At 39.5% G+C, this 18016-nt stretch carries 23 protein-coding genes and 1 pseudogene; 8 read left to right on the top strand and 16 right to left on the bottom strand.

Annotated elements, in window-relative coordinates; all coding sequences use genetic code 11:
- Window positions 1-253: 253 nt before the first annotated feature.
- Complete coding sequence (locus ACH0BF_RS00690) at window positions 254-919, bottom strand: C40 family peptidase (RefSeq protein WP_120031622.1); 666 nt, start codon at window positions 917-919, stop codon at window positions 254-256.
- Window positions 920-1117: 198 nt separating this feature from the next.
- On the opposite strand from ACH0BF_RS00690, the gene ACH0BF_RS00685 reads away from it, so the two are divergent.
- Window positions 1118-2716: a multicopper oxidase family protein gene (locus ACH0BF_RS00685; protein ID WP_406908621.1), complete on the top strand. Its 1599-nt coding sequence runs from the start codon at window positions 1118-1120 to the stop codon at window positions 2714-2716.
- 151 nt (window positions 2717-2867) lie between these two features.
- Here the strand turns inward: ACH0BF_RS00685 and ACH0BF_RS00680 are convergent, their stop codons facing one another.
- Window positions 2868-3722 carry a helix-turn-helix transcriptional regulator gene (locus tag ACH0BF_RS00680; RefSeq protein ID WP_340853924.1) on the bottom strand — a complete coding sequence of 285 codons (855 nt, stop codon included), beginning with the start codon at window positions 3720-3722 and terminating at the stop codon, window positions 2868-2870.
- A gap of 122 nt (window positions 3723-3844) precedes the next feature.
- Between ACH0BF_RS00680 and fabF the strand changes: the two genes are divergently transcribed.
- Window positions 3845-5080: a beta-ketoacyl-ACP synthase II gene (gene fabF, locus ACH0BF_RS00675; protein WP_340853922.1), complete on the top strand. Its 1236-nt coding sequence runs from the start codon at window positions 3845-3847 to the stop codon at window positions 5078-5080.
- A gap of 170 nt (window positions 5081-5250) precedes the next feature.
- On the opposite strand, the gene ACH0BF_RS00670 is transcribed toward fabF, so the two are convergent.
- Entirely contained in the window at window positions 5251-5739 is a 489-nt protein-coding gene (locus ACH0BF_RS00670; protein ID WP_340853921.1) for a PaaI family thioesterase, read from the bottom strand.
- 141 nt (window positions 5740-5880) lie between these two features.
- On the opposite strand from ACH0BF_RS00670, the gene ACH0BF_RS00665 reads away from it, so the two are divergent.
- Window positions 5881-6333 carry a hypothetical protein gene (locus ACH0BF_RS00665; RefSeq protein ID WP_340853920.1) on the top strand — a complete coding sequence of 151 codons (453 nt, stop codon included), beginning with the start codon at window positions 5881-5883 and terminating at the stop codon, window positions 6331-6333.
- Between the two features lie 64 nt (window positions 6334-6397).
- On the opposite strand, the gene ACH0BF_RS00660 is transcribed toward ACH0BF_RS00665, so the two are convergent.
- The 4 genes from ACH0BF_RS00660 to ACH0BF_RS00645 all read right to left on the bottom strand — a co-directional run bounded on the left by ACH0BF_RS00660 (window position 6398) and on the right by ACH0BF_RS00645 (window position 8119).
- A complete protein-coding gene (locus tag ACH0BF_RS00660; RefSeq protein WP_120031636.1) occupies window positions 6398-6655 on the bottom strand; it encodes a DUF2533 family protein in 258 nt (85 codons plus the stop codon).
- A gap of 206 nt (window positions 6656-6861) precedes the next feature.
- Window positions 6862-7140: a hypothetical protein gene (locus tag ACH0BF_RS00655; RefSeq protein ID WP_340853919.1), complete on the bottom strand. Its 279-nt coding sequence runs from the start codon at window positions 7138-7140 to the stop codon at window positions 6862-6864.
- A 92-nt stretch (window positions 7141-7232) separates the two neighbouring features.
- Window positions 7233-7670 carry a GNAT family N-acetyltransferase gene (locus ACH0BF_RS00650; protein WP_340853918.1) on the bottom strand — a complete coding sequence of 146 codons (438 nt, stop codon included), beginning with the start codon at window positions 7668-7670 and terminating at the stop codon, window positions 7233-7235.
- A gap of 140 nt (window positions 7671-7810) precedes the next feature.
- The gene (locus tag ACH0BF_RS00645) at window positions 7811-8119 is read right to left on the bottom strand and encodes a DnaD domain protein (RefSeq protein WP_406908620.1); all 309 of its coding nucleotides are present in this window, start codon (window positions 8117-8119) and stop codon (window positions 7811-7813) included.
- A 457-nt stretch (window positions 8120-8576) separates the two neighbouring features.
- On the opposite strand from ACH0BF_RS00645, the pseudogene ACH0BF_RS00640 reads away from it, so the two are divergent.
- A pseudogene (locus tag ACH0BF_RS00640) lies at window positions 8577-9172 on the top strand (class I SAM-dependent methyltransferase).
- A gap of 212 nt (window positions 9173-9384) precedes the next feature.
- Here the strand turns inward: ACH0BF_RS00640 and ACH0BF_RS00635 are convergent.
- Both ACH0BF_RS00635 and ACH0BF_RS00630 read right to left on the bottom strand, forming a co-directional pair.
- On the bottom strand, window positions 9385-9723 hold the full coding sequence (locus ACH0BF_RS00635) for a zinc ribbon domain-containing protein YjdM (RefSeq protein ID WP_406908619.1): 339 nt from the start codon (window positions 9721-9723) through the stop codon (window positions 9385-9387).
- Window positions 9724-9808: 85 nt separating this feature from the next.
- Window positions 9809-10699 carry a LysR family transcriptional regulator gene (locus ACH0BF_RS00630; RefSeq protein ID WP_120031649.1) on the bottom strand — a complete coding sequence of 297 codons (891 nt, stop codon included), beginning with the start codon at window positions 10697-10699 and terminating at the stop codon, window positions 9809-9811.
- Between the two features lie 154 nt (window positions 10700-10853).
- Between ACH0BF_RS00630 and ACH0BF_RS00625 the strand changes: the two genes are divergently transcribed.
- Window positions 10854-11555: a class I SAM-dependent methyltransferase gene (locus tag ACH0BF_RS00625; RefSeq protein ID WP_120031651.1), complete on the top strand. Its 702-nt coding sequence runs from the start codon at window positions 10854-10856 to the stop codon at window positions 11553-11555.
- A gap of 134 nt (window positions 11556-11689) precedes the next feature.
- Here ACH0BF_RS00625 and ACH0BF_RS00620 read toward each other — a convergent pair whose 3' ends face one another.
- Complete coding sequence (locus ACH0BF_RS00620; protein ID WP_340853917.1) at window positions 11690-12118, bottom strand: hypothetical protein; 429 nt, start codon at window positions 12116-12118, stop codon at window positions 11690-11692.
- A gap of 267 nt (window positions 12119-12385) precedes the next feature.
- Here ACH0BF_RS00620 and ACH0BF_RS00615 point away from each other — a divergent pair, with 267 nt between their 5' ends.
- Complete coding sequence (locus ACH0BF_RS00615; protein ID WP_120031655.1) at window positions 12386-12727, top strand: hypothetical protein; 342 nt, start codon at window positions 12386-12388, stop codon at window positions 12725-12727.
- 106 nt (window positions 12728-12833) lie between these two features.
- Here ACH0BF_RS00615 and ACH0BF_RS00610 read toward each other — a convergent pair whose 3' ends face one another.
- The 3 genes from ACH0BF_RS00610 to ACH0BF_RS00600 all read right to left on the bottom strand — a co-directional run bounded on the left by ACH0BF_RS00610 (window position 12834) and on the right by ACH0BF_RS00600 (window position 15347).
- A complete protein-coding gene (locus ACH0BF_RS00610; protein WP_340853916.1) occupies window positions 12834-13562 on the bottom strand; it encodes an MOSC domain-containing protein in 729 nt (242 codons plus the stop codon).
- Window positions 13563-13598: 36 nt separating this feature from the next.
- Window positions 13599-14660, bottom strand: a complete 1062-nt coding sequence (gene cobT, locus ACH0BF_RS00605; RefSeq protein ID WP_120031657.1) for a nicotinate-nucleotide--dimethylbenzimidazole phosphoribosyltransferase — start codon at window positions 14658-14660, stop codon at window positions 13599-13601.
- Window positions 14661-14741: 81 nt separating this feature from the next.
- Window positions 14742-15347, bottom strand: coding sequence for a histidine phosphatase family protein (locus tag ACH0BF_RS00600; RefSeq protein ID WP_340853914.1), 606 nt, complete (start codon window positions 15345-15347; stop codon window positions 14742-14744).
- Between the two features lie 261 nt (window positions 15348-15608).
- On the opposite strand from ACH0BF_RS00600, the gene ACH0BF_RS00595 reads away from it, so the two are divergent.
- Together ACH0BF_RS00595 and ACH0BF_RS00590 are read left to right on the top strand one after the other, a co-directional pair.
- On the top strand, window positions 15609-15791 hold the full coding sequence (locus ACH0BF_RS00595) for a CsbD family protein (RefSeq protein ID WP_340853913.1): 183 nt from the start codon (window positions 15609-15611) through the stop codon (window positions 15789-15791).
- A 147-nt stretch (window positions 15792-15938) separates the two neighbouring features.
- On the top strand, window positions 15939-16394 hold the full coding sequence (locus ACH0BF_RS00590; RefSeq protein WP_340853912.1) for a DinB family protein: 456 nt from the start codon (window positions 15939-15941) through the stop codon (window positions 16392-16394).
- Between the two features lie 54 nt (window positions 16395-16448).
- On the opposite strand, the gene ACH0BF_RS00585 is transcribed toward ACH0BF_RS00590, so the two are convergent.
- The 3 genes from ACH0BF_RS00585 to ACH0BF_RS00575 form a co-directional block, all read right to left on the bottom strand.
- On the bottom strand, window positions 16449-16592 hold the full coding sequence (locus tag ACH0BF_RS00585; protein WP_182916943.1) for a hypothetical protein: 144 nt from the start codon (window positions 16590-16592) through the stop codon (window positions 16449-16451).
- A gap of 126 nt (window positions 16593-16718) precedes the next feature.
- Window positions 16719-16994: a YiaA/YiaB family inner membrane protein gene (locus ACH0BF_RS00580; RefSeq protein WP_120031665.1), complete on the bottom strand. Its 276-nt coding sequence runs from the start codon at window positions 16992-16994 to the stop codon at window positions 16719-16721.
- A 150-nt stretch (window positions 16995-17144) separates the two neighbouring features.
- Window positions 17145-18011: an energy-coupling factor ABC transporter ATP-binding protein gene (locus ACH0BF_RS00575; RefSeq protein WP_340853911.1), complete on the bottom strand. Its 867-nt coding sequence runs from the start codon at window positions 18009-18011 to the stop codon at window positions 17145-17147.
- Between the last annotated feature and the right edge of the window lie 5 nt (window positions 18012-18016).

Here is an 18016-nt window from a genome sequence, read left to right as displayed (position 1 = left end):
TGCAGTGCTCACTTTCATCTAATTCGGACTCTCTTTAAGTAGGAAGTATTCCCTTTGCAGATAAACTACCTGAATTCTCTTTATAAGATAGAAACTAAAATCTGTTTCAGCTTCTTCTGTTCATCCCGGCAAACAGCTCGCGGAAATAAAAGCGCTTGCTTATACAACTATTTTTCGGCTTTTATTTGTCGATATTACTCGAAAAGTTATCAATAAAAATACCCTATTCTTATTGAAGAATAGGGTATTTTTATTAATATGTTTTTGCACCTATGTAACGCTTAGACCAATATGAACTCTTAAGAGAGCTGATGGTCACTCCAGCTGAAGTAGAGCTATGTATAAATTGATTGTTGCCGAGATAAATACCGGCATGTGATGCGCCTTTTTGATATGTTTCAAAGAACACAATGTCTCCCACTTTTGGGCTGCTCGTTCTCTTTCCTGCAGAATAAATACCAGCTACTGTTCTTGGCAAGGAGATCTTTGCACTGTTTTTATAAACATAAGTCAAAAATCCGCTGCAATCAAATCCTGAAGGCGTAGCGCCTCCCCACTTGTAAGGAACGCCTATAAACTTTTTGGCATAAGCTACTGTGCTCGTTTTGCTAGAAGCACTTGCCGTTGACTTTGATGTTGTTTTCCCCAGCACCCTAAATGTGTTTTTTCCTACGATGCCATCCGCTGTCAGCCCGTTAGCTTTTTGCAGCCTAATGACTGCTGATTTTGTTAAAGGTCCAAAGGTTGTATCCAGTGAAGACTTGTAATATCCCTTTGCTTTTAACACTTGCTGCAATTCCTTTACATCCGAATGTTTCATCCCGCTTTTCAAAGTCTGATCACCTAAGGCTGCTTCCCCTGCAGCCGGGCTCGCTAGTAAAGCGCCAGCCATCGTTGCTGCGATTATCCATTTTCTCACTCTTTTTCCCTGCTTTCTATGTATTTTCTATTTTTCTCTTATTCTAACATCGAAAAATGTCTAATATATTTTAATTACATTACAAATATATTAAACGTTTGGAAATCATTTCATTATTTAATTTCCTTTCTCTAAAGTGGTTGCATAATATGTAGCGAGGCAAAAGGCTTTAATTCAGAAAAGAAGGTGGAAGCACAATTGAGCAAAAGAGTAAACCCCGCAGATCCAAATACTATCCCTAAATTTGTGGAACAAGTAAGAAAGCCCCCTGTAGCCAGGCCAACTATCGGCGATTCCTATTATGAAATAAAGATAAAAGAAACAAAGCATCAATTTCATCCTGCTTTTTCACGCACAACGATTTGGGGATATAACGGCATCAGTCCAGGACCAACCATTGAAGCGAAAAAAGGGAAGTATTTGGAAGTAAGATGGTTGAATCATCTTCCCAAAAAACATTTTCTTCCTATTGATCACACCTTACATGGAGCAGCGGGCAATCCAGAAGTCAGATCTGTCGTCCATCTTCACGGAGCAAACGTTGATTGGGAAAGTGACGGTCATCCAGAAGCCTGGTATACAAATGATTATGAAATTACCGGCCCGATGTTTAGAAGAAAAATCCACACCTATACGAATCATCAGCAAAGTGCAACCCTCTGGTATCATGATCACAGCATGGCTCTCACACGGTTAAATGTCTATGCTGGGCTTGCCGGATTTTATTTACTCCGTGATTCTCAAGAGGAACAGCTCAATTTACCAAAGGGCAATTATGAGATTCCTTTAATGATCCAGGACCGCTCTTTCAACGAAGACGGCTCTCTCTTTTATCCAGATACACCGAACCCTAATTTGCCAGTCTTTCCTTCTATCGTTCCTGGATTTCTTGGAGAAACGATCACCGTAAACGCTAAAGTTTGGCCGTACTTGCGAGTAGAGCCCCGCAAATATCGTTTTCGTATTTTAAACGCCTCTAATAGAAGAGAATATAATTTCAGCCTGTCCAACAATGGATCATTCTATCAGATTGGTACAGATGGCGGCTTACTATCCAACCGGACAGAAATTAGTTCATTTGAATTGCTGACAGCTGAAAGAATGGACCTGGTCATTGACTTTTCCAAATGGAAAGGAGAATGTATTACCCTTCTTAATACGAACGAGGCTGTGGACAGTCACACAAGATCGGTTATGCAATTTCGTGTAGATTTGCCGCTAAGGGGCGAAGACACAAGCGAAGTGCCTGAAAGATTATACCCAAACCTGGATCTGCATGAACACATGGCTCATACTATCCGTCATTTGCCATTAAGTGTCTCTTTCGATGAATACGGGCGGCTCATGTTTATGCTGGACGGAAAAATGTGGCATGATCCAGCAACTGAAAAGCCTTCGCTGGACAGCATTGAAGTCTGGAATATTATTAATGCCACTCCGGTTGCGCATCCCATTCATATTCACCTGGTACAATTTAAAATTCTCGAGCGACAGCCCTTTAACCTGGAACGATTTAATCAAACAGGAGAAATAGAATTTACAGGCCCGGCGGAAAAAGCGCGGATTTATGAGCAAGGATGGAAAGACACAGCTAAGGCGGATGCAGGGATGGTTACGAAGCTAATTATGCACTTTAAAGAACACACCGGAAATTATGTATGGCATTGCCATTTCCTTGAGCACGAAGATCATGATATGATGCGACCGGTTCGTGTTATTACCGATGCTCATCCTGTTGCTCCCCCTCATAAAGATGAAGAGCCTCATACTAGTAGGGACTCGTCAGATGACAGTTAGTACACGACAGCAAAAGGGGTTCAGAATGGTCTTATTCTGAACCCCTTTTGGTCTTTTAAAACAGGTATTGTGATCTAAATTTGTAACCCCTGCTGATTGAAATGAAAAGCGAGAAGGCTCACCGCCCGCCTCGCCTGGAAATGAAATTACTTTATTCATTTTCAATGGAAACCCTCTTCATTAATCGCTTTAATTTATTTTCTGTATCTGTTTCCTCTACTGGTGTATAGATACTGCACCGTAAATCTGCCTCCCCTTGAACTTGAAGAGAAGTTAAATTAAACAACATTTTGCCTGCTTTAGCATGTCTGAATTCAATTATCATTTCTGGAGCCTTGCTTACTTGACTTTCTTGCCATAAATCTCGGAATGTTGGATGCGAATGGCTCATTTCTTCAATAAATTGGTTGTACCATTCATCGCCTAAGTAGTGTCCATAATAGGTACGGAAAATGGCAAGAAACCCTTTAGCGAAATGTTCCCAATTGACGGCCAATGCCTTTAGTTCTTTTCTATTGAACACTAAACGGATCAAATTTCTTTGATCATTCGGTATTTGTCCAAAATTTAAAAAAACATGGGCAGCTGCAGGATTCCAGCCTACAATATGGCAATATCGATCCGTAATAATAGTCGGACAATAGGTTAATTCAGCTAGTATTCGCTTTAAGGAAGGGCTAAGCTCTGATTGATTCTTTTTTTGATGGGTAATTTCTGATTTTCCCTCTAATGCCAGATCGTATAAGTAGTCTCTTTCGTCATTGTTTAATTGTAAAGCTGTAGAAATACAATCTAGTACGATTGAAGAAACCTTAATATCTCTTCCTTGCTCTAGCCATGTGTACCAAGTGGTACTTACTCCTGCTAATTGGGCAACTTCCTCCCTCCGTAATCCCGGTGTCCTTCTCCGTGTTCCAGCAGGTAAACCAATAGACTCTGGCTTAATTTGGGCTCGCTTAATTTTCAAAAATGTCGACAAAGCTTCCAGCCTAGTTTTATCATTCATTTTTAAAACTCCTCATCATATCAATTTAGCCTATTAGTATTTATACCAGGATAAATACTCACTTGTAATAGGATAACTGAACTGTAAAATACAAGTATATTATTGATTGAGGGGGATGAAAAGTGGAAAGAGTCGTGATTACCGGTATGGGAGTGGTATCTCCTATAGGAAACAACATCCAAACATTTTGGAACAATCTGATTAATGGGAAATCTGGTATATCCCCTATTGATACATTTGATGTGGCTAATCATAAGACAAAAATTGCAGGTATCGTCCAAGATTTTGATGCCAATGAAGTTTTAGGGGGGAAAGAAGCAAAACGTTTAGATCGCTTTTCTCAATTTGCTTTAGCTGCAGCTGAACAAGCTTGGGCAGATTCCGAGTTAGCCCTCGATCGTATAGATGTAGAAAAGTTAGGCGTATACGTAGGGTCAGGTATAGGAGGAATTGCCACTTTAATTGAAAATATTGATGTGCTTAGACAGAAGGGGCCAAGAAGAGTCAGCCCAACTTTAGTACCTGCCATGATTTCTAATGCTGCTGCTGCACAAATTAGTATCAAGTGGAACGCGATGGGCCCCTCCTTGTCACCTGTTTCTGCCTGTGCAATTGGCAATACAGCGATTGGTGAAGCCTTTAGACTCATTCGTTCTGGAGAGGTTGACGTTATGTTTGCGGGTGGAACAGAGGCAGCGATAACAGACCTATCAATAGCAAGCTTTGGCAATGCGACAGCCTTATCAACAAGAAACGATGATCCCACTAAAGCTAGTCGTCCATTTGATGACAATCGAGATGGGTTTGTCATGTCAGAAGGAGCTGGAATTCTAATCTTAGAATCTTTATCTTATGCTTTGCAAAGAGAGGCAAAGATTTATGCAGAAGTCATCGGATATGGTGCAAGTTCAGATGCACATCATATCGTAGCTACACATCCCGAAGGTAAAGGGGCCTATCTTGCAATGAGAGCAGCTTTAAAAAATGCCAATATATCGCCTGAAGAAATTGACGTTATTAGTGCCCATGCAACAAGTACAAAAGTCGGGGACATCTCTGAAACGATGGCTATCAAGCAGCTGTTCGGGAAGCAAGCCTATCAGATTCCAGTAACAGCTAACAAATCTATGCTTGGTCATATGTTAGGAGCAGCTGGTGGGGTGGAAGCCATTGCTTTAGCAATGAGTTTGAAGGAAGGGATCATTCCTCCAACAATTAACCTAGAAAATCCCGATTTATTATGCGATCTTGATTATGTACCATCTGTTGCTCGCCAAGTGAAAATAAATACGGGGCTATCTAACTCATTTGGTTTCGGAGGTCACAATGCAGCTATTATTTTAAAGAAATACGAATGAATAAACTTTCTTTCGTCCATCTAACCATTTTCTCTAAAAGTTGAATTGTATAACTGTCGTTTTTCAAACCACTTTATTATTACTTAACAGCAAACTCAACATTCATTGATTTTGTCTGCAGTCTAAAAGGAGAATTCGTGGAAGAATTCTCCTGATTTAATTTATTGCTATTAATCTTGCTTATTTACAAAGCTACTGGGCATGACGACCGCTACTACTTCTCCCCGAGCACAAAGTACATCGTTGGCAAACACTTCCGTGTGCACTTTCCATTTCTTCGGATGAACCTCTTCTACTTTTCCCACTGCCTTTAATGGGACACCTTGCGGAGTGGGCTTGATAAAGTCTACTTGTAAGGAGCCTGTGACAAATCGCGGCAGTTCAGCTCCATCTCCTAATTCATGGCCATTTTTACGGTGCAGAGCTAAGGAAGCTGAACCTGTCCCATGACAGTCAATCAATGAGGCGATAACCCCTCCGTAGACAAAACCCGGAATGGCTGTATGATCCTTCTTTGGTGTATACACGGTTACGGTCTGTTCCCCTTGCCAGCCCGTCCGAAAATGATGCCCTTCTTCATTTAGCCGGCCGCATCCATAGCACCACGCAAAATCATCTGGATACTCATCCTGAACTGCTTTTATTATTGTTTCTTCCATCTTCATCCCCCCCTTTTTCAGAATAGTATAGCATATTCCAAATACATTTATATTTAAATAAGTGATAATAATTACAAAATTGGTTTTTTGTAGTAAATTAAACCTTATCAGCACGTTGAAAGGAGTTTCATTATTAATCGTATGAAGAAAAAATGGAGAGCTGTATTTTTCACGTTTACTGGAGGCTTTCTTTTAATCATTGGTGCAATTTTGGTTTTCCCAGAATGGGTTTTCCCAGAATTATCTCCTACCTATGTACAAACTCTTGAAACAAACTGGGGACTATTACTTCCTCCGCCAAATAAGGAACGAGTGATAAAGAATACGAGAGAATTTCATGGCGACGGAGATGCGATTACAGAATTACAGTATCAGCAAGCAAGTGACATCCAATCTATCAAGCATCTTTCTGCTTCTTGGATTAGCGGTAAAAAGTTTAAGGAATTAAAAAATCAATTTCCTGTTTGGGTTAGCGATCTCCTAACGGAAGTTGATAACGAGGCAATTTATTTTTATTTGAGAAAAGCTGGCTCGGATTACATCGTTTTTGAACTAAAAGGAAATAAAGTTACGATTTATGAGTCATATATCTAGCCTACATGATCTTTATTTAATGAAAAACCGTTCCAATATTAGCTTTGGAACGGTTTTTCATTCATCACTTTAAAGTTTTTACATATTCATCAACCATTTCTGGCGTTACTAGTTTACGGCTAGGTATCAGCCTCTTGTTTGCAAGAATATTAATTTGCTCGGTAATCTCATTAATACGGTCGGTTGTGAAATTCTTTCCTGCTTTGCATAACTCTACAGCTTCCTGAATATAAGCCTCTCTTTGCTGATCCAAGTCGGCAAACTCTTTGTATAATTGATTTTGCTTTTGCGCATGAAGCGTAAGGTCCTTATGTACACTCATTCTTTTTCACTCCTATAATTAAAATGGAATCTATCTCTTATCTTAACAAGTTCACTGAAAATACAGAAGATGCAAATGATCATTTTATAACTATTCGAAAAGCATAGGTAGCGTCTCCTTCTTTCCAATTTGCATGAATCACATAGATAAACGCACCTTTTTCTTTAGGTAACATAATCTTATTATGTTTTACTTTAATAGGTTGGTCACTTCCATCCTTCCATATGAGAAGGAGAATAATTAAATTTGATAACTACATTGGAGCCTGCCGGAACAGTAGAATAATCTATGTTTTTAACAAGTTCCTCCGGTCCAGCAGTATCAGCTTCTACCCCTTTGCCATTTTGACCCCAAGAATAAGATCCAATTTGATATTCAACCTTTTCTTTTCCTGCCGCTATCACCGGCTTAGGCGGCTCGGGCATGCCGAATTGACAGGCTGCCAAGAAAACGGGCAGAAGAACGGCTACCATTATTTTTTTCACTCGTTTCTCCTATTTTTTGCCGCAACATTTTGTTGATTTTCTCCTTCCAGTCTATCGGATAAATGATAAAAGAGATCCTGTATAGCTCGCTTTCATACATTCAAGCTCATTGTTACATGCCTAATAGAGAAACCCAATTTTTCATATAATTTGATGAGGTGGTTTCCTAAAAAAGCACTTAAACGACTCTCAGAATAACCGTTCAGCTTTAAATGATTAATAGCCTCCATTAACAGCGGTTCTGAAAAGCCCCTTCCTCTAAATGTTTCCTTAATGAACAGTTCATAGATAAAGCCAATCGGCGTGTCAGAGAATTGGTCTTCACTTGTGCCGAATAACACCCAACCCGCTAACTCTTCTCCTTCCACTACTATTAAGTAGGAGCAGCCTTTTTTCAACAGCGGTTCAATAAGCTGCTCTACTTTTTTATTTGTCGGTTTTACTTTCCTTAATGTCCCTTCGTATACTGCTTGCGGAGACCGGGCTATGATTTCTTCCACCTCCAAGTTTGACGGCTTTCGGATTTCCACATACGTCCCCTCCCACCATTTCTCAAGTTATAAAAGTTTAATAGAAAAAAACCCCCCCGACCGGAAGAGGCTTTTGCTTTACGGATGTCATTTTCTTCGTCCAATAGTAAATAACATTTAATGAACTGCTTGTCTGCTTTCTATGCCCACTTTTTATCTGCATTCCCTCTCCTGTAAGTTCGTTTCCACGCGCGGTATTGCCTGTGCTCTTTTCGGGAAAAGATAATTGCCTGTTCAATAGTGGTTACTTCATACTCTAACCAGTGACTGGCAATCTTCTTAATTAATCTGCCGTTTAGTCTCATGCCGTTAACAAGCAATACAAACTCCAGCAGTACATTTATTACTCCTTTGTTTAATCCCAAATCGTTTAGTTCCTCTAAAATCTTTAGGTCGTGCGAAGTTGCTTTCTCGTATTTATTTCGTTCAAGTACTTCAATAGGCGTCAAAGTTTCGAACTTCCTGACCAATTCTTCACTTATCACACCCTCACTCCCCTCTTTGTCCACAATTGTAACATATATCCATTTTCTATGCTTGTTTAAGCTCCATTCATTCAATTAAGAACTGGATATATGATATTTTTTGGGAAGGGAATTTCCTACACAAATATACTTTTAAAAAATCTTTTTATACTCTTTCAACCGTATCAGTCCCTCAATAAACTTTGCTTTCCGCCCCCTGTATTTATCCATATCTGCCCCCTTTCTCCTCTCTTTAACATCCTTTGTGTTTGAAACGACAGAAACATAGGCTAGTTTTCGTTTATCTAAAGTTACTGTGTAATCCTTACTCGGCTGACGGCAGGATAGTTGAACAAAAAATAAAAAGATGGAACGTATATCATTTTCTATCGTATTAAGTAAACGATATATAGAGTTAGATGTAATGAAAGGAGGTATAGAATTGAACTTGTTAAATAAGTTAATAGAACAAGCTAAGAATCCTAATGGGATTTTAGGTTCATTTATGTTAAGGATAATGAACTCTGCTCATATTGAAATGAACAAATGGGCTGTGGAGAAGATAAAAGTAAGAGAAGAATCTGTAATGTTGGATGCAGGTTGTGGCGGAGGGAAGACCCTGCAATTACTGTCAGACATTAATACATATGGAAAGATATATGGTATAGATTATTCCGAACAGGCAGTGAAAGACTCTATAAGAGCTAATAAGGTAGATGTAGAAACAGGTAAAGTACACATTCAACAAGCAAGCGTGACGAACATTCCGTTTCCCGAAATAGTTTTGATATTATAACTGCTTTTCAAACACATTACTTTTGGCCGGATTTAGAAAACAGTGTAAAAGAGGTTTTTAGAGTATTGAAACAAGAGGGCTGTTTCTTCATTATTGCCGAGATATACAAAATTAATTATCATATGAAAACCTATAAAACAAAGGAAGATATGGAGCAACTGTTTAAAAAAACGGGGTTTAACACAGTAGAGTTTTATGTAAATCCAAATAAAAAATGGATATGTATTAAAGGAACTAGATAATGCAAAAAATAAATCAATTAATAAACATTCTTAATCAACTGAGTTGAACAAATATGGGGGAACCTCTGATTAATAGGATTTTCCTTAATTATTATGCAAATATCCACAATAAGATGTAACGGAGCCTATATTTTAAAAGGCTTTCTTTTATAGGAATAAAGAAAGAGCATCCATCAAGTTTTCTTATGGATGCCTTTTCTTTTAATTGCTTTTTATGCTTTCTTAACGAATTGTGATTTTAATTTCATGGCTCCAAAACCCTCGATTTTACAATCAATGTCATGGTCTCCATCCACTAGCCGGATATTTTTCACCTTTGTACCTATTTTGAGCACAGAGGAACTTCCCTTCACTTTAAGATCTTTTATAACAGTGACCGTATCGCCATCGTTCAGGACATTCCCGTTGGCGTCTTTGATTACCTTCTCCTCTTCCTCTTCCTTTTCCCTCTCTCTCGTCCATTCATGGGCGCATTCTGGACAGATAAAAAGAGCTCCATCTTCATAAGTATACGTTGAATTGCATGTCGGACAATTTGGCAAGGCTGGCATTATTGTTTCCCCCATTCAATCGTTGTTCTATTTTTCTTTATAAGAATACCTCACGTATCTTTATCCTGTCATAAGCTTCTCTTATTTACAACCTGTTCTCAGCAAAAGCCGTTTTTAATGCAGTGACAAATTTCTTTGATTCTGGTGTTTCTATTTTAGTCACGATATAAGTGAAGGATGCAGGCGGTACAATTTTGTCCTGCTGCACTTCAGTCACTCGTTTCGTTTCTAGTTCCTCTTTCACCATAGACAGCGGTAAATAAGAAATTCCTAACCCTTCCTCAATCAACCGCTTAGTCACTTCGATTTGAGTGACAGGCATGATGCGAACTGTTGGGTAATGCTTTTTAATTACTGGTAAGAGATATTCCCAATAGGAAGGATGATTATTAGTTAAAAGCCGATATGAATGGAGAAGATCCTCCTCGCTCCTATCGTCTCTGTCTTGACAAGCCTTTTTACCCGATGGTGCGACAAGAATCACCGGGTCTTGATGAACTGTTTCATAACCTAACCCCATTCGATTTGACTTTAGTCTTGACAGTCCGACATCTGCCTGTCCACTGCTTACTTCTCTTTCTATATGAAAGGAGCTGACTACATTGATAATCACTTCAATATCAGGATGCTCTTCTATGAAAAAACGCAAGAAAGAAGGAAATACGGAGGCAGCAATTTGCGGAGCAACAGCGATCGTCAGCTTTTGATTATATCCTTGCTTCCATCCTTCAAATGACTCGATTTCCGCTTCATACTTCTCGACGATTTCTATAGCAGATGAGAGAAACTTATAACCAGCAGAAGTGAGAAAAATGCTTTTTCCTCTCCGTTCAAACAATGCCACATTTAAATAACTTTCCAGCCTTTTTATATGCTTTGTTACAGCTGGCTGTGTTAAAAAAAGTTCTTCTGAAGCTTTGCGGAAATTTTCATATTTTGCCGCTGCCACAAATGTTTTTAACCACTTTATATCCATTTAATTTTCCAACCTTCTTATTGATAACTGTTGGTTATTGATAACGAACTGTTTTGTTAATTTTCATTATACTCTAATTATTTTATAATTCATATCACACCAGTTATTTATACAGTTTGAGCTACTCTACTCAAAGGACGAGGAGGAACTGTAAATGAATCAAACTAAAAAGCACTTACAAGAAAAATTTAATGAGAACGCTCCCCACTATGATGAGCAAAGAAAAAAATTAATCCCTTGTTTTGATGATTTTTATTCTATTCCTTTATCAATTATAGAAACAACCAAGGAAGCTCCCGCCGTGCTTGACATAGGAGCGGGCACAGGATTATTCTCTTCCTTCGCAAAGGAAAGGTATCCTGACGCACAGATTACCCTTATCGACCTGTCTGAAAAAATGATGGACGTCGCTAAAGAACGATTTAGGAAGGATAAAAAAATTGATTATATTATCGCTGATTATACAGAATATAAGTTTGATCAAAAATTTGATATCATTATCTCCTCTCTTTCCATTCACCATTTAAGAGATGTTGAAAAGAAAAAATTGTATAAAAAGATTTTTACCTGGCTTCATGAAGATGGCATGTTCCTCAATGCAGATCAAGTTCTTGGTCATACACCTTTTATTGAATCACTCTATCAAAATGACTGGAAACATAAAATTGAAGCAAGCGGTTTAACGAAAGCAGAAATTCAAGCAGCTTATGAGCGTACAAAGCTCGATAACATGGCGACATTAGAAGATCAAATAAGCTGGTTACAAGAAAGCGGCTTTACGGATGTAGACTGCCTATATAAATATTTTAATTTTGTCGTATTGTATGGCAGAAAAGCCCTCTCTCAAGAGCCGTGACAAGTATTTCTACGCTGGTTTGTATTTCTTCTCAACGAACCATACATTAAAAGGCTTGGAAAAAGGTTGGGCATTTCTCCCTCCTTTTTCCAAGCCTTTGATTTTTTATTCAGCCAATGTGAGGTCTCTTTCCCTTACTCTACTTCGACGATAAAACTTGCATATGGTTCTTTATCGACCGCTACACTTATGTCCCACAAACCTCGTTGATCAAATGCCAATTTCGCTCCGCTTTGCTCATTTTCAATCATGGCTTTATAAAGTTGAATCTTTTTTCCTGTCTCTTCATGAGTAGCTGTCATGCTATATCCCTCTCCGTTTATTCCCGTGGAGTCATCAAGAAAATAAAGCTGATAATGCCCGCCTTTTTCTACAGTAAATTCCGGCTCCCCGCTTTCTCCATTTAATTTAACCATCCCAAACTTCCCCTTTTCCCCGTAGAGAAGCTTGCCCTTAGCCTCAAATGTCGGGCTTGGCTCGGCTGTATTCTCCGCGCACCCTGTAAGTAACAGCACAAAAGCAAACAACAGCACACCGATGAGCTTTATTTTTACATTGTTCATTTCTCTCTCCCATTATTTTATTTTCAACCTCTCAAGTCCCCTTTTATCCGAGCGTCGAATGAATAAAAACCTCTATCGCATCATTTATATTAAATGCCAGCATTCAAGTGTTTATTTCGTTTGACCTTTTAAGACGTTCGAGAAAGACACAAATTTATCCTTTCTGCCGTTCGCGAAAAAAGAAATCTGCTTCTCATACGAATATTAAAGCAGTCATTCACATAAGAATGAGCAAAACTTCATGTTGGACAAGAAAGGAAGAATTCCATGAATAACAAGTTTAAGTTTATTCTATTGCCCATTCTTTTAATTCTCCTTATAGCGGCTTCAAGCTTTGATTTTTCTTCCCAAAAGCTTTTGGAGGAAAAAACTTCTTTAACCGCCGTGGAACCAGGAAGCACACCGGTAATAGCTGAGTCAAAAGAACAAAAAGAGCAGTTCCAGCCTAGGAATTTCAAACTGGAAGAGAAGTTAGTCAATCGCGAGGAGATAGATGATTATGTGGTTGAAACATATCGCGAATACGAAGTTTATACAGACAGCCAAGGAAACGTAACAGAAAGCATTCCTACTTCAAACTATAATTATATTCGCTATTATAAAGATTAAAGAAATACCTCCATTTGACGATCCTGTTGTTTAAGCACGCTCCTAGAAAATCCTTTATCTATAGTCTAGAGCGTTTCTTTTGCAGAAACGCTCTTTATGTTAGCCTCTAGTCAATCAAAAACACGTCATCTCCGACTTGAATGTCGCCTGTCTTCACAACAGAAGCATATACTCCGAAAAAGTTATTTCTTTCTTTTACGATAGTTTTAAGCAAGGAAGCATTTCTCTCAGCACTATCAGGGTCAACGGTAATAATCATACATCTCTCGCAATGCCTGTTTAATTGAATCTCCACTTCCTGCCCAATCTTGAGTCGTTTGCCAAACCAGTTTTCTTCAGCAAAAGGAATTTTATCTTTTAATGATAAAAGTAAATTAGGACGAAAACGCCTGTAATCAATCTCTTCTTCCCCCCACATGTCCATCAATTGATTCAAAGAAGCATCTGTCACCAATTGAATATGTTCCTCTTCAATGGCTCCTAAAGGGACGTGAGTGGGAGAATACACTACAGTAGAAATTTCCTTTTTTGCTCGTCCTTCGAGCTCTTTCAATAACTCTTCTTCCCCCCAGTTCATAACCTTCCCCTCTGGCGTTGTTACCTGAACCTCAGGATATTCATCGTTTAGCTCTTCCCCCATAAACTTTGCTTGATAGCGAACCATTTCCGGAAATTGAGTAATCGTCAGGAATTTTCCTGCCCTGCTTTTATCTAAAAGTGCATGACTGCGGTCGCCATATAAGCCGTAGCCCATTATCTTGGTTTTCTGCACGCTCTCTCCGCGAAAGGACTTTACGGGATGCCGAACGATTTCCTTGATGGTACCGATTAACATATTAGTTCTCCTCTTCCTCTATTAATAGTTATGTTTTTATTTGTTAATAGTTATAGAAGCCGCTGTTTTATTCGAGACGTTTGCTTTGGCAAACGTGGCCATCTCTGCTGTCATGTTCACAGCCGCTTCTAATATTGGAAAAGCAACCGCAGCCCCGCTGCCTTCTCCAAGCCGCATACCTAATTGCAAAATAGGCCGTTTCTTTAAATACTGAACAGCCACTGAATGCCCTGGTTCAGCAGACTGATGAGAGACAATCATGTAATCTGACGAGACAGGAGCAAGCAAATGAGCAATACAAGCGGATACCGTGCAAATAAATCCATCGAGAAGGATAGGAATCCTCCGTTCTGCGGCTGCCAGCATCGCTCCAGCCATTGCTGCCATTTCCAATCCTCCTATATTTGCTACAAGGTCAATCGCATCTTGCGGATCAGGTTGTCTTCTATCTATTGCTTGCTTCACTACTTTTATTTTTCTTTCAAGCTGCTCCTTAGAAATACCCGTGCCCTGACCAACAATTTCTTCTGGTTTTATGCCGGTCAAACAAGCCAAAACTGCGCTGCTCGCTGTTGTGTTGCCAATGCCTACTTCTCCGACAATTAAACATTTCATGCCGGTCTCTATAAAACCTTTTGCTTCTTCATAGCCAACTGAAAGAGCTTGAATGGCTTCTTCTCTTGTCATAGCCGCTTCGTTTAAAAAGCTTGCCGTACCCCGCCTCACTTTTTTGTGAATGACCCCTTCATCCACTACATCAGCAGCCACTCCTACATCCACGACTTTAAACTGTGCGCCAATTTGGCGACTGAAGACATTAATTGCTGCTCCGCCGTTCACCATGTTTTCTACCATTTGAGCAGTGACCTCTTGCGGAAAAGCAGATACCCCTTCTTGCACTATTCCATGATCGGCTGCAAATACAATCACGCCGGGCGGCAACACTTCTGGAAACGGCTTGCCTGTTATTTTTGCCAGTTCAATCGCCAGATCCTCTAGCCTTCCAAGACTGCCAATAGGCTTCGTTAACGTGTTAATATAGTCAGATACTTGCCGGCCCATCTCTTCATTTAATGAGGGGATTTCAAATTTCTTCATCACATTTTCCTCTTTTCTTAATACTTATCTTGTCTATTGTCCACCGGGAAACTCTTTCACTTTTTGGCAAAATTCTATCTTTTATGACAATCGAGACAAGCGGCCTTGTCGATTTTCCGGTTCCTTATATGTATAGCTTGTACAGCTCCACTGATGCCGCCCAGTTTTACGCTCTCCCCTCCATCCTGCTCTTAATAGTTCCCGGGCAATAAACTGGTTAAAAACCCCGTGTCCTGCTAAGAGCACACGCTCGTGCTCTGCGGCTAACTGAATTAAGCGATTGCTTGCTTGGGCTGCCCTCTCTCTCGCCTCCTGTATTGATTCCCTCTTTCCTTTATATCCCGCCAGCCATCCGCATCTGTGGCAGATCGCCCAAAAGGACGGCGGCAACTTTATATCAAAAAAAGAAAAAGAAGTAACCGGCATTTCTGCTTCCCGAAAGAGCACATCCGATAAGATAGGAGCCTTTCCTTCTAACCTCTTTGCCGATTGGATCGAACGGCAGAGAGTACTAGTAACGATTAGATTCGCTTCTTGTGCTTGTAATTTCGTTGATTCCGGAACGGCGGTTTCTTGAATAATTCCAGCTTTATCATAATCATCCACCCATTTGGCAAAATCGGTGCAAGAAATGGGGAACCGATCAGCGTGCTCAGACTTTCCATGCCTCATCAGTATGATTTTCATCTTCTCACTTCCTTCTGCCCTTTGCTTAATGAACATTTCCCAGAAAATATTGTTTGAAAATTCTTTCAAATCTATTGATTGACGCTCTTTTTGCAAAAACATTTTCTGTATTTATTTTCCTATACTGGATAGTTTTTTTCAAGGAGATCTATTTCAAATGTATTTTTTTTACATTTTTCAGTATGTTTGATCTATCTAATAGAGGGAATAAAGTAACTATTCTTCAATTTAAATTAATGATACTAGAATGGAGGTTTTATAATGAGAGACAATGGGATGGAAGACAAGCTAAAAGGCATGGGAAACAAAATGAAAGGTGAAGCCAAAGAAGCGTGGGGAAATATGACCGGTGATGAGCGAATAAGATCAGAAGGGAAAGTGGATCAGCTCAAAGGCAAATTCCAAGACACGGTCGGTAAAGCTAAAAATAAGCTCAATGGCTGATGCTTAAGAAAAATAAATACTTTTGTAAAAAAGCTGCTCTAAAATATGGAATATAGGAGCAGCTTTTTTGTGTGGGCAGTTCTTGAAACGGGCTTTTTTTGTTTTTTGTTTTATAATAAAAGAGAAAATGTAAATGGAGGAATGTTTATGGCTATTTGGGAACGCGTAAATTTCGCACGCACAGCAACAGTAAACACATTAGAGAAAATTGATGAAGGTAAATGGGACCAGCAGCCTGAAGGCTTTCCCAATACGATCAGATGGAATGCTGGACACATTTATCTTGTCATGGAGGCCTTAATGACGAAAGCTGCTCCTGACTTAGAAACAAACATACAGAAATATGCTCCATTTTTCAGCCCGGGCACGAAGCCCTCGGATTGGCCGGATACTGTCCCATCGAAAGAAGACATTATCCACCTGCTTGTTGATCAGCAAAAACGGATGCAGCAACATTTAGACAGTCGCCTGTCGGATCAGCCAGCGAATGAGATTATGATCGGTCCGCTTAAACTCGAATCCATTGACGACTTATTGAACTTCCTTTTATTCCATGAAGGAATGCATTTAGGAGTCATTCAATCGCAAATGAAGCTCGTTTAACATGTAGAGGCTTGCCTGGAATCCACCTTTCCGGGCAAGCCTCTTATTTACGTTTTATCCCTTTATTCCTTGAAGCCATTCAGAGTAGCAATACTCACACATCATTTCTTCACGTTCTTTATTTTCATGAAAAAATGAGATGTAATGAACACGCTGCTGCTCTAAGTCGTCGTCACAATAAAAGCATGTTTGATTCATTCTGCTACCATCCCTTTTATACAAAATCTCTTCGTAAGACATCTTTATTTTTTCCGTTGCACTGCGAAAAATGACAGAAAAAAGATTCCACAAAGAGCGGATGGAAGCAAATTTGTTATGTTGTGGTTAGTCTACCTTTTTAGATATCGATGATATCCCTTGCTGCCTTTCTCTTTCTTGTTCAGCGATAATTTCATTATCTTCTGCGTTGTCTCGTGTTACTTTTTGCGTTAAAATCGCCCCAACTGCCACCAAAATCATCACAGCAATATAATATCCTTTTTCATTAAGCTGCATATCAGCATTATAAAGGCCGACGCTAAATAAGAAAACTCCCGCAAAAAACGTAAAATAAGACAGTACTGTAAAGGCCGTGGTATTTCTCCTTCTGTACTTTTGCATGCGGATGACCTCCTCAAAAATAATCCAATAGTCTTCCCTATTTACTTTTTCAAAAGAAAGACACTTTTCTTTATCATATCAATTTGAAGTCAATATGGGTACCTTTTTATGGATGAACAGTTATTTTCTCCTATAAAAAGCGCATAACTTCTATTTAAGAAGCATGCGCTCTGTGAAAATATCTCTATCCTTCTTTTTTTCTTGTTTGATCCAGTCAAGCAGTTCTCTTTTGGATTTAGGGGCTGTTTCTGCTGCACTTTTCTCCTTCTCTTGCAGGGCGGCAAACACGCCGATAACCCATGGCTGTTCCAAATAACACTCTTCTAGCAATTCTTTCTTCTTAAATATGTGACCTGCCTCTCCGAATGCCCGAATGCCCCCTTGCTGCATAATCAATACCTCATCCGCCCACTCATAGGCAAAATCCACATCGTGTGTAGAAAGCATGACAGTCGTTTCCTCATTATGTAATTCGCTTAGCAGCTGCATAATTTTTTTAGCGTAATAAGGATCCAGTCCAGCTGTTGGTTCATCAAGGATAAGCAATCTTGGTTCCATAGCAACAACACTTGCAATGGCAGCTCTCTTTTTTTGTCCAAGACTTAAAAAATGCGGTGGCTTATGCTGGAATTCAATCACGCCGGTTTTTTCCATTGCTTGCCTTGCCATCTGCTCTACTCGCTCATGATCCCATCCCAAGTTTCGTGGCCCATATAGGATATCTTCTCGAACCGTTGGAGAAAACAACTGGGTATCGGGATTTTGAAAGACTACGCCCACTTGTCTGCGCAACTCCTGCAGCTGTTTTCGCTTATAAATAAGCGGTTTCCCATTAAATAAAATTTCTCCTTCTGCCGGTCGAAGCAATCCATTCATATGAAGAAAAAGTGTGGACTTTCCTGCTCCGTTATTACCGAGTACCGCAATCTTTCGTCCAGGAGTGATTGCCAGCGAAACAGAGCTGAGTGCTTTTGTGCCATCTGTATAATTGTAGCTAACATTTTTTAATTCGATCATTTTAA

Origin of the sequence: Pseudobacillus sp. 179-B 2D1 NHS (genome assembly GCF_045370945.1) — a bacterium.
Taxonomy (GTDB): domain Bacteria; phylum Bacillota; class Bacilli; order Bacillales; family Domibacillaceae; genus Pseudobacillus.
Note: the sequence above shows the minus strand (reverse complement) of the source record. Positions and strands in the feature narration are given on the sequence as shown.